This window comes from Nocardiopsis listeri, assembly GCF_020741345.1.
Taxonomy (GTDB): domain Bacteria; phylum Actinomycetota; class Actinomycetes; order Streptosporangiales; family Streptosporangiaceae; genus Nocardiopsis; species Nocardiopsis listeri_A.
On sequence record NZ_DYZD01000415.1, the window covers coordinates 1 to 10,399 of the forward strand.

The 10,399-nt window shown below is 66.9% G+C and carries 13 protein-coding genes and 1 tRNA gene; 3 read left to right on the forward strand and 11 right to left on the reverse strand.

The genetic code is table 11. The annotated features are described in order from the left end of the window. Positions 1 to 263: 263 nt before the first annotated feature. On the forward strand, positions 264 to 518 hold the full coding sequence (locus tag K8V84_RS22380; protein ID WP_067603863.1) for a cell division protein CrgA: 255 nt from the start codon (positions 264 to 266) through the stop codon (positions 516 to 518). A gap of 173 nt (positions 519 to 691) precedes the next feature. On the opposite strand, the gene K8V84_RS22385 is transcribed toward K8V84_RS22380, so the two are convergent. Then, positions 692 to 1,591 carry a rhomboid family intramembrane serine protease gene (locus K8V84_RS22385; RefSeq protein ID WP_304078371.1) on the reverse strand — a complete coding sequence of 300 codons (900 nt, stop codon included), beginning with the start codon at positions 1,589 to 1,591 and terminating at the stop codon, positions 692 to 694. A gap of 35 nt (positions 1,592 to 1,626) precedes the next feature. Beyond that, positions 1,627 to 2,151, reverse strand: coding sequence for a peptidylprolyl isomerase (locus tag K8V84_RS22390; RefSeq protein WP_304078376.1), 525 nt, complete (start codon positions 2,149 to 2,151; stop codon positions 1,627 to 1,629). Positions 2,152 to 2,394: 243 nt separating this feature from the next. Here K8V84_RS22390 and K8V84_RS22395 point away from each other — a divergent pair, with 243 nt between their 5' ends. Then, positions 2,395 to 2,985 (forward strand): hypothetical protein, encoded by a 591-nt coding sequence (locus tag K8V84_RS22395; protein ID WP_304078379.1) that lies wholly within the window; start codon positions 2,395 to 2,397, stop codon positions 2,983 to 2,985. Between the two features lie 49 nt (positions 2,986 to 3,034). Here K8V84_RS22395 and K8V84_RS22400 read toward each other — a convergent pair whose 3' ends face one another. The 9 genes from K8V84_RS22400 to K8V84_RS22440 form a co-directional block, all read right to left on the reverse strand. Then, complete coding sequence (locus tag K8V84_RS22400; RefSeq protein ID WP_304078380.1) at positions 3,035 to 3,685, reverse strand: DUF4870 domain-containing protein; 651 nt, start codon at positions 3,683 to 3,685, stop codon at positions 3,035 to 3,037. A gap of 288 nt (positions 3,686 to 3,973) precedes the next feature. Next, positions 3,974 to 4,303, reverse strand: a complete 330-nt coding sequence (locus K8V84_RS22405) for a WhiB family transcriptional regulator (RefSeq protein ID WP_304078383.1) — start codon at positions 4,301 to 4,303, stop codon at positions 3,974 to 3,976. Positions 4,304 to 4,949: 646 nt separating this feature from the next. Then, entirely contained in the window at positions 4,950 to 5,894 is a 945-nt protein-coding gene (locus K8V84_RS22410) for an NAD(P)(+) transhydrogenase (Re/Si-specific) subunit beta (protein ID WP_304078386.1), read from the reverse strand. Continuing rightward, a complete protein-coding gene (locus K8V84_RS22415; protein ID WP_304078389.1) occupies positions 5,891 to 6,052 on the reverse strand; it encodes a hypothetical protein in 162 nt (53 codons plus the stop codon). The genes K8V84_RS22410 and K8V84_RS22415 overlap by 4 nt, the downstream gene beginning before the upstream one ends. A 126-nt stretch (positions 6,053 to 6,178) precedes the next feature. Continuing rightward, complete coding sequence (locus tag K8V84_RS22420; protein ID WP_304078392.1) at positions 6,179 to 6,475, reverse strand: NAD(P) transhydrogenase subunit alpha; 297 nt, start codon at positions 6,473 to 6,475, stop codon at positions 6,179 to 6,181. Continuing rightward, entirely contained in the window at positions 6,472 to 7,239 is a 768-nt protein-coding gene (locus K8V84_RS22425) for a hypothetical protein (RefSeq protein ID WP_304078395.1), read from the reverse strand. The genes K8V84_RS22420 and K8V84_RS22425 overlap by 4 nt, the downstream gene beginning before the upstream one ends. Before the next feature lie 242 nt (positions 7,240 to 7,481). Further along, positions 7,482 to 7,554: transfer RNA gene (locus K8V84_RS22430), tRNA-Ala, on the reverse strand. 243 nt (positions 7,555 to 7,797) lie between these two features. Then, positions 7,798 to 7,920 (reverse strand): DLW-39 family protein, encoded by a 123-nt coding sequence (locus tag K8V84_RS22435; protein ID WP_014912962.1) that lies wholly within the window; start codon positions 7,918 to 7,920, stop codon positions 7,798 to 7,800. Positions 7,921 to 8,101: 181 nt separating this feature from the next. After that, positions 8,102 to 8,935 (reverse strand): helix-turn-helix transcriptional regulator, encoded by an 834-nt coding sequence (locus K8V84_RS22440; protein ID WP_304078403.1) that lies wholly within the window; start codon positions 8,933 to 8,935, stop codon positions 8,102 to 8,104. Positions 8,936 to 9,259: 324 nt separating this feature from the next. Between K8V84_RS22440 and K8V84_RS22445 the strand changes: the two genes are divergently transcribed. After that, positions 9,260 to 9,568 (forward strand): hypothetical protein, encoded by a 309-nt coding sequence (locus K8V84_RS22445; RefSeq protein ID WP_087095960.1) that lies wholly within the window; start codon positions 9,260 to 9,262, stop codon positions 9,566 to 9,568. Positions 9,569 to 10,399 lie beyond the last annotated feature (831 nt).

The window sequence follows — 10,399 nt, forward strand, 5'->3', positions numbered from 1 at the left end:
AGGCGGTGGCCGTCCAGCTCAACGGGCGCCCACGCAAAACGCTCGGCTGGGATACCCCAGCCGAGCGTCTGGCTAAGCTACTCGAATCGAGCAACTGACCTCACGTGTTGCGACGATCCCTAGAATCCGCCAAGGGGTGCGGCCCTTCTCGTGGTCACGAGACCGTTGGGCTTTCGGGACCTCCCCGACGGTGACGCCCGCCCCGGCCGGGGCGTAGACTGTGGGCCTATTCCGAACCGCCCCACAGTCCTGGAGCAGCGACCGTGCCCAAGTCCCGCAACGATCGCAAGAAGAAGGCCGTTTACACGCCGCCTCCTTCCAAGGAGCAGCCCAAGGTCAGTCCCCGTTGGCTGGTGCCGACGATGCTGGGCTTCTTCATCGTGGGCATCCTCTGGATCGGCGTGTACTACATCGCGGGTTCCCAGATCCCGTACATGCAGGACTGGCACAACTGGAACCTGCTGATCGGGTTCAGCGGCATCATCGTCGCGGTCATCCTGTCGACCCGCTGGCACTGACCCCCGCCACCCCCTGACAACGGCCGGGGTGTTCGCCCCGCCTTGATCCGGTTTTCCACAGAGTTATCCACAGGCTGTGGGTAGCTCTGTTCGACGTACCCGAACCCGGTTCGACCTGGGCATACGTGACGGCCCCCGGAGAGCGCGCTCTCCGGGGGCCGTCACATGAGTGCTCAGACCAGGAACGTCATCCACAGCCTCGGAGCCACCAGGGTCAGCACCAACAGCAGGATCACGAAGGCCGCCAGAAGCAGGGCGTGCACCAGGGTGCGCCGCCCCGCCGTGGCGTCACGGCCCGGCAGGTAGGCGAAGACCGCCCCGATCAGCAGCCCCCCGACCAGACCACCGATGTGGGCCGTCCAGGAGATGTTCGGGACCAGGAAGGTGATTCCGAGGTTGAGGGCGAGCAGGACCATGATCATCCGCGTGTCCAGCCGCAGCCGTCGGCCGATCACGAACACCGCGCCGAAGAGCGCGAAGATCGCCCCGGAAGCGCCCACGGAACCCACACCGGGTGTGGCGAGCAGGCTGAGCACCGAGCCCGCCAGGGCGCCCAGGACCCACAGGGCGAGGAATCGCCCGTGACCCAGCCACCGCTCCAGCTGCGGGCCCAGGATGAACATCGCGTACCCGTTGAACAGCAGGTGGAGGACACCGGCGTGCAGGAACGCGGCGGTGATGAGTCGGTACCACTCGCCGTACTCGACGACGCCGTATCCCCACATGCTGAACAACCCGGTCAACGGTGACAGCGTCGCCTGACCGACCGGGTCCGAGGTCCCCAGTTGGAGCACGAAGCCCACCACCATCATGACCAGGATCGTCCAGGTCACATACGGCTTGGCGACGACCTTGCCCCCGAAGGTGGTCCGGGTGGACCGCACCTTGCGGTTCCCCTCCGCCACACACGAGGGGCACTGGAACCCGACGGACGCCTCGACCATGCAGTCGGGGCAGATCGGTTTCCCGCACCGGGTGCAGCTCACCCCGGTCTCCCGGTCGGTGTGCCGGTAACAGGTGCGCGGCGCTCCGGCGCCCGGGGTGGAGCCGGAGGGAGGGGGAGAAGCGGTCATGGGCGTCTGGTCACTCCTTGGTTCTCACCGTGTCTTTAACGGGTGATCTCGACGCTGTTGATCACGACGTCCTCGCGGGGACGGTCCTGCGCGTCGGTGTCGACCTTGCTGATGGCGCTGACGATCTCGGCGCCCTCGACGACCTCACCGAAGATGGTGTGCCGGCCGTCGAGCCAGTTCGGCTCGGTGACGGTGATGAAGAACTGGGAGCCGTTGGTGCCCGGACCGGCGTTGGCCATGGCCAGCAGGAACGGACGGTCGAAACGGAGGCTCGGGTGGATCTCGTCCTTGAAGGTGTAGCCGGGGCCACCGCGACCGGTGCCCAGCGGGTCCCCACCCTGGATCATGAAGCCGTCGATGACACGGTGGAAGATCGTGCCCTCGTAGAGACTGTTGTTGGACGGCTTGCCCGTGGCGGGGTCCATCCACTGCTTGGAGCCGTCGGCCAGTCCGATGAAGTTGGCGACCGTCTCCGGCGCCTGCTCCTCGAACAGCTTGACGACAATGGTTCCCTTGGAGGTGTTCAGCCGCGCGGTGGGCTGACCCGTGGAGTCCGACACCACAGTGCCTTTCGGTCGAGTGAGATTACGTGCTCACGTTACCGTTCCCTCTACGGCGGTCAGGCAGATCCCGAACGGCCGCGCACAGTGTCGAAACGTAGATCACAGACGCAGAGGACGTATGTTGAGATAACACCCGGATAACGGGGAAGGACGACGAGCAGCACCATCCATGGTCTGACGCGTCGACCATCGGGTGGAAGAACCGTACGAACCGGCGAAACGATCGAAGGAGCTGACGACGTGCCTATCACTGCCAAGCGTCGCAAGGCACGCAAGGAGGCGGAGGTTGCCCTCGCCCGTCTGCAGGACCTGGCCAAGGACCAGGCCGACCGGCTCGGCCCCTACGCTGACCAGGCCCGGGATCAGGCGGCCCTGAAGCTCCTCCAGGCCCGTGGCTGGACCGCACCTCGGCTGGAGACCGCCGCGCTGCGTGTCGAGGACACAGTGGCCCCGCGAGTGGCCGGCATGCTGACCACGGCCGCCCAGAGGATCGATCCGAAGCCCGCGCGTCGTGGGCTGCGGTTGTTCCGCAGCGGTGGCCGTCGGATCCCCCGCGGTGTCGTGATCGGCGGCGCCGCCCTGGTCGGCGGCGTGGTCGTGTACTCACTGATCCGCCTGCGCCAGGCCTCCCAGGACGCCGAGTGGCAGGAACACCTGGACCAGGCCCGCGAACAGGTCCGTGAGACTCGCGAGAACCTGGAGGAGAAGGCCACCGAGGTGGCGGACGACGCGGCCGAGAACGCCAAGTCGGCCTCCGCCAAGGCGAAGGAGAAGGTGCGCGCCACCACCGGCGAGGGCCGTGCCAAGGACAACGGTCGGCCCGGCAAGTGAGCCTGTACCTCGGGCCCGGGGATCTTCTCCCCGGGCCCGAGGTGTGTCATCACTCCTGGTCGTCCTTGATGAAGCGATAGGTCAGCGGGTAACGCCACCCGTTGCCCATGATGTTGGTCGCCGCCGCCATGACCGGCAGGACCAACCCGCCGAGGGCCACGGCCAGCAGCAGCACGACCGGTAGGACCAGGACCGACAGCACCGCGCTGCTGAGGATCGCTACGAGCCACCAGAGCTGGAAGTTCAGCGCCTCCAGCGCGTGCCTGCGCATGAAACTCGTACTGTTCGGACTGATCAGCAGGACCAGCAACGGCCCCAGAAGAGGGAAGAAGAACGCCGAGGCGTGACTCAGCCCCGCTCCGACCTTCTCCACCGGGTTGTCGGTCCGAAGGTTCCGTAGGTCGTTCGGGCCACGTTCACCACCCCGGGAACGACCCTCGCGGGCCCGTCCGGGAGGCGCGTTCCCCTCGAAGCCCTGAACACCCAGGTCCGTGGTGAGCGGGACGAGCTCGGAGGCCACCTTGGCCCTCATGGCCTGGTCGAGCCGTTCGTCGAACTCGTCCTCCTCCAACTGCCCCTTGGCGTAGGCCTCGCGAAGAACCTCCGCCACGGCGTCCCGGTCCTGGTGGGTGAGACGAACCTGTGGCCTGGGCTCGTTCGGGACCCATGGCCGCGGGTCCCGCCGGCTCTGCTCTGACATCCCCACTCCCAAAGACTGTGTGGGGCTCGACCGTACGAGGATGATCGCGCCCTCCTCCATGATGCTGCATGGAGGCGGGTGCGGATATGGGGGTCGTCCCTGATCCTCCCCTGATCCGCCTGTCCTCCGAAAGGAGGTGGCGGCCCTCCGACCAGCGGCCCGTCCAGCCGGGTCGGCATGTCGATGAATCGGGTTGTTCCCCTCGCTCCGCGCCCGGCCTCCCTCACAGCCTCGCGCGAGCATCCTCGTCACGGTCGCGTCGGGGCTCCCCTCCCCAACGCCCTCGGGTCAGTGCCCGGCGGCGACGGCCGGCTCGCTGTGCACCGGCTCTTGCTGGGTCCTCTCCTCCTCATAACGCTTCTCGGCACTGGTGAGGAGGTCGTACCAGCTGGTGACGTACTTACGGCGACGCAGTAGAGCGCGCCGTTCGCGCTCGGTCATGCCGCCCCAGACACCGAACTCGATCCGACTGTCCAGCGCCTCGGCGAGGCACTGGGTGCGAACCGGGCAACCACGGCAGATCAGCTTGGCGCGGTTCTGCGCGGCACCCTGAACGAACAGTGCGTCGGGGTCGATCTCGCGGCACTTGGCACGGGCCGCCATCTTCTCATTCCACATGTTGCTCCACTCCCAAGATCAGCATGTGTGGTGATCGAAACCCGCCGACCGGCTGTCGGCGGACGAGGGGTTCAGCGGACCGGTCCGAGGACTTTGCAAGAGGCCGGACGGGGGGCCGTTCGGCTCGCCTTCGGGGGTCGTTCGTTTCGGCGCGCTGTGTTCCTCGTTGTCGTTGGTGTCGAAACTACGGATCGTCCCAGTTCACCAACAGACCCCAAGAGGCCTATTTCTCATATGGCCCACTAGGACCATTGCCTCCACAGGAAGTGTCATCATACACACACGGAGAGTCACTACATGTGATAGGAGCGTTCTCTAGCGAAAGGAAGGAAAGGTCTCCTTCGAACCATTCTTCCACAACCTTAATGACCTGCGACTTCACGTCATCCCGTGAGCGACTCGTCCCACACTGACAGGCCTGACCGAACCGGTCGGGCAGGACACGAACCCACCCGAACGGACTAGAGGACACCCTCCGACGACCACACTGCGCGACCCCCCTGCCGCCCTTTCTCCGCCTACACGGGGCACCCGTGAACTACTATTGAGTAACCCAGACAAATGGGCCGGCGCGACACTCGGGACCCTCTTTCCAGCCGGAAGAAGGTCCCGAAAAAAGGTTTTTCCTGTGAATTCTTCCCGGAGCTCAGGAAGTCGAGACCCCGGCTCGGAACTCCCGGACCAGGTCCTCCAGCACCTGCTTGGCGTCACCGAACAGCATCGTGCAGTGGTCCCGCTCGAACAGCTCGTTCTTGATGCCCGCGTACCCGGGGGACAGACTCCGCTTCACCACCATCACCCTCCGGGCGTTCTCCACCTCCAGGATGGGCATCCCGGCGATCGGTGACCCGCTCGCCCGGTTGGCCGCCGGGTTGACCACGTCGTTGGCCCCCACGACGATCACCAGGTCGACGTTGGGGAAGTCGCTGTTGATCCGCTCCATCTCCACCAACCTGTCGTAGGGGACGTCGGCCTCGGCCAGCACCACGTTCATGTGCCCGGGCATACGCCCGGCCACCGGATGGATGGCGAACCGGACCTGGACCCCTTGTTCGGCCAACGCGTCGGCCAGGTCGGCGGCGGATTGTTGCGCGCGGGCCGCCGCCAACCCGTACCCCGGAACGATGACCACGTTCCGGGCCGCCTCCAGCACCATCGCCGCCTCCTCCGGATCCGATCCCACGACGTTCTCGTAGGAGTCCCCCTCCCCCGAAACGACCTCCCCCAGGCCACCGACGAAGACGCTCAAAAGCGTCCGGTTCATCGCCACGCACATGATCTGAGTGAGCATCAGACCGGCGGCACCGACGATGATGCCGCCCATGATGAGCATCGTGTTGCCGATCGCGAACCCGCTCGCGGCCACCGCGAAGAACCCGACCGCTAGACCGAACAGGAGCAGCAGCGAAATCGCCGCGACCGCGTACCGGACGTCGACCGGGGACAGCGACAACGCCATCGTGGCCAAGGCCAGGACCAACGCTCCCACGACCAGGGGACCACGTCCGGGAATCCGGGTCAGCCGGTTCAGCCGCCCCCACAGCTTCGCCTCGGCGAGGACCGATCCGGACAGCGTGGCCGCGCCGATCACCACGAGACGGCCAGGGCGAGCGCCGTCATGACCCCCATGAGGCCGATGGCGCCCTCACCCGTGTCGGGGGAGACCACCTCCTCCCAGAACAGCGCCAGCCCCACCAGGGCCGCCGCGGCTCCGCTGAATCCGTTGAACCGGGCCACGACCTGCGGCATGGAGGTCGCCGACGGCCAGGAGGAGGTTGCCCGTGCGCGCGGTGCGCACCCGCGCCAGTCGCTTGATCCCCAGGACGAAGAGCGCCACCGGGACGAGGTAGGCCAGTTGGGTGATCTCCTCGGCGCTCATGGACGCTCCTTCCGGCCCGGGGTGAAACTGCCCAGCATGCGGTCGGTGACCATGAAGCCGCCCACCACGTTGGCGGTGGCGAAGGCGACGCCCAAGGTGGCGAAGACCATCGCGACCGGACCGGAAGTGGTCCCGGCCAGGACCAGGGCCCCGATCACGACCACCCCGGACATCGCGTTGGCACCCGACATCAACGGTGTGTGCAGCATCGGCGGGACCTTGGTCAGCAGCTCGTAGCCGAGGAAGGCCGCGAAGACGAAGACATAGATCGAGAGGATCAACGTTCCGGTCATGATGTGGCCTCCGAGGTGTCCCGGGCGGACCTCAGCGCCGCCGCGGTGGGCTCGTGGAGCACCTCGCCGCCCCGGGCGAGCAGGAACCCCACGAGCTCGGGGTCGGCGTCAACGTCCAGGCTCCCCTCTTCGGTGACGATCCGGGCCAACAGGTTGACGACGTTGCGGGCGTAGAGGGCGCTGGCCTCGCGGGGCATGGCCGCGGCCAACCGGGGCGCGGGGACGACCTTCGTCCCGCCCCGGTCCGGCGGTTCGCCCGAGGCCGTCAGCTCACAGTTCCCACCGTCCTCGGCCGCCAGGTCGACGACCACCACGCGGGCGGGCTTCACTGTGCCCGCGGCCGTCATGGACAGCGGGAAGAGTTTGTCGATGGTGTTGGCCGCGATGAGGACGGCCTTGTAGCCGGCGATCCCCGCCTGGGACGAGAGCGCGTCCATGGCCTGCGCCTTACCGATCCGCGGTACGAGTTCCATGGCCAGCGCTGTGATCCTGCGTTCGGCCAGGGCTCGGGCGAGTTCGGTGTCGTGGACGGGACGTAGGAACCCGATCAGGGCCGAGCCCTCGGGGAGGGCTGCGATCCGTGCGGGGGAGGGCGGGGCCACCGTCACCAGGGCCTCCGACGTGGCGAGGAGCTTCTCCGCGTCCACGACCGTCGCCCCGGCCTGTCGGTAGTCCTCGTCGTCGTGTCCGGCGGCGGCGCCCGCCCCGGCCTCGATCGACCAGTGTCGCGACGGTCTCGGGTGTGGCCCCCACCCGTCCGTCACCGGGATCCTCCGATCGCGCGAAGGAAAGTCGCATGCCTCATCACCTTCCGTAGGGTGTGGGCCGGCGACAGTGGCCTGGACGCATGGCCGGGCCGTGAGGGGACGCCTGATGTCGGGGATGGAGGGTGGCTGTGGCTGCCGTCGGCTCGGACTGACCCCCTACCCGCGCCGGTGCGCCCGGAAAGGACGAAACGACCCTGCCGGCGCGTCAAGGACGCGAGCAGGGTCGTTTCGGAGAAAAGTGGAGCCAAGGGGAGTCGAACCCCTGACCTCCGGTATGCAAAACCGGCGCTCTGCCAGCTGAGCTATGGCCCCGTTTCGGTTCCGGGCCTGGCCCGTTCACCATTGCAGAGCATACCCGTATCGGCGGGTGGGTGGTCCGTGCTCACGTGACAGGGGGCCGGACACAGCACAAAGCCGTGGGTCGCACCACGGGGTTGTCGGCCCACCCACGTCTTCGTGTCACTAGCGGACGCCGGGCGACACACGTGATGTGCACCGTCGAACCCGCGCCGGGAAACCCACCGGCCCCCTGTCGGTGGCCGGAAGGGTCCGCGATCAGCTCTCGCTGGCCGCGGTGGCTTCCGTCCACAGGTCGAGCTCGGCGCGGTCCGCCTGGATCTTGCGGTAGACGGCGAAAGCCCCGAGGGCCACCAGCGCCAGAACGATGATCTTCTTCACTGTCCGGACCCTTTCTCAGTTGGAAAACCGGTCGTACACACGGGCTCTCGCCGTTGAGCGAGGGCACCGAGGGCAACTTTATGAGGTTGTCACCTAGCAGACTAGCAAGCTATTGCGGGCGGTCCCTGCCATGGTGGACCGATTCACACCGGGTTTCTCGAGTTGTTCCGGTTCCAAGCCCTCAGGTGAGCAGTGCCATCCGGCGCAGAATCCCCACGGTGGCCCGAGGGTCTGCGGCGATGCCGGTGAGCCGGTCCCAGACTCCGCGGCAGGAACGAACGGCCTCCTCCGACTCGACGATCGCTCCGCCCTGGGTCGCTTCGACGTAGGCGAGGTCCGCCTCGTCCTCCTCGAAGCCCATGATCGAGAACGGGCCGGCCAGTCCGGGGTGGGGCCCGGCCGAGGTGGGGAGGAGTTGCACGGTGACGTGCTCGGAGCCGGTGGCGAGTTCGACCAGGCGGCCCGCCTGCACCCGCAGCAGCGAGAGGTCCGCGGAGACACGCTGGAGCGCGTCCTCCTCCACCACTGCGTGGTAACGGCCCAAAGAACCGGATTCGAGGATCTCCTGGCGCTTGAGGTGCGCGGCGACCATGCGTTCGGCCCCATGGTCACCATGGCCGAGGGACCGCGCCACGGTGGCTGTGTAGTCGGGGACCTGGAGCAGGTCGGGGATGAGGATCCCGGCGTAGGTCCGGACGGTGACCGCACCGGCCTCGTTACCCACGTAGGCGGAGGAGAGAACGTCCTCGTACTCCGTCCACCAGGGGCGAAGCCGGGATTCCCGCACCAGGGTCAAGATGGCCTCTCGTCGGCCGCCGGTGACCCCGTAGAGCTTCAGCAGGGCGGAGATCTCCATGACGGAGGGCCACTTGCGGATCCCGGTCTCGATGTGGCCGAGTTTGGCCGGCGACCACTCCAACTCCTCGGCCACGTCGTTGAGGGTCATCCCTGCCCGCACACGGTGACGGCGGAGTTCGGCGGACAATCGCCGTCGACGGACCGTGGGACTGGTCATAACACTGATCCAATGACGCAGAGTGTCGAAAGTGTCCCTCCAGCGAAACACGGTGCCTAGCATCTAGCAATGCGTTTCTAGAAAACCGCTGCCGATTCGATGCAATAGGGACAACTGGCCCCGCTTCTCCATCACCGATTCCAGGCATTTGTTACGATGAGTGAGCAAAGTTCGATGTTGGGTGGTCACATGACCCACAGCAGGTCGTGTACTCGTCGTGACCCTCCTACCACGCGGCGAGCCCAACCGGGGCGCGCCAGGAGGCGCGTACGATGCAGGAGGTGCCCGCCTCGGCGGGCGTACCCGCACATGTAGAGGAAACCCATGAGCTACCCGCTTGACGACGCAGAGCAGCTGATCGCGAACGCGGAGGCCGAGATGCCACCGAGTACCCGGTCCCGTCTCATCGCGAAACTCCGTATGGGTAAGCACATCGACGACGCGGCCACGGAACTCGGCATCGGCCCCAAGCAGGTGTTCTCGACCGCCCGCATCCTCACCGCTTTCGGCGACCAGTTGGACGCCACCCTCACCGAACAGCGGGACCCCTCCCTGCCGCACGGCACCGTCACCGGCTACAACAAGCGCTGCCGTTGCCCCGAATGCCGAGCCGCCCTCCAGCAGCGCATCTGACCTCGAAAAGGCCGATGTCCGCTTTCGGCCACCGGCCGCCACCTGCGGCAACCGGTTGTTAACCCAGACTTCTCGAAGCAATACGGTCCTGCGAGGCTTACCGGCCGTGGGTTCTGGGGAGATCGCTGACATGAACGAGCACGTGGACTGGTCGGCGATGAGCGAAGACGATTTCGTTGCGCTGCTGCGGCAGCTCATCGAGGCCCCGGAGGTCGACGAAGACTAGGGCCTGAACCCCCACGACGGGCCCGGCCTGGCCCGTCGAGTACGGCCCGTGCCCACCGCGGGTCGGTCCCCCTACCCCTGCGCCTCCCTCGGCGATACCGGTGGTAGCCGGTAGCGACCTCGGTCGTTGCCGTTGTCGCGACCATTGTTGCGTCCATGCTCGTGGTCGTGACCGTAGTCGTGGGCCTCGATGGCCACGACGGTGAAGAAGGTGGCCTCCCCACAGAGCCCTTGCGCGGGTCCGGCCTGAGGCCGGGGTTTCGGGTTGGGTCATGCCCCTACACGTGCTCCAGGCCCCTTCAGGAGCCCGGCGAGCGACACCTGGTCGCGCCCGGCCCAGATCATGTCGGTGGCCTGGCTCGCCACCCGCCCCGATCCTTGTTGAGTTATCCACAAGCCCGGAAGTCCAGGCCGGCGTGAGGTCGGCTGGACGTGATTCCATCGATCATGGGGGAGCCGCTGGTTTCGCCGGTTTTGTGCTGCCCGGGGGTGGGTGGGGCGCCTTGGGTCGGGGATTCTCCGGTGGTGCGCCTGGGGTTTTTGGCTCTTGGGGTTGTTGGGCGGGGTGGGGGTGGGTTCTTCCTCCTTCCCCGCCGCGTGATTGTT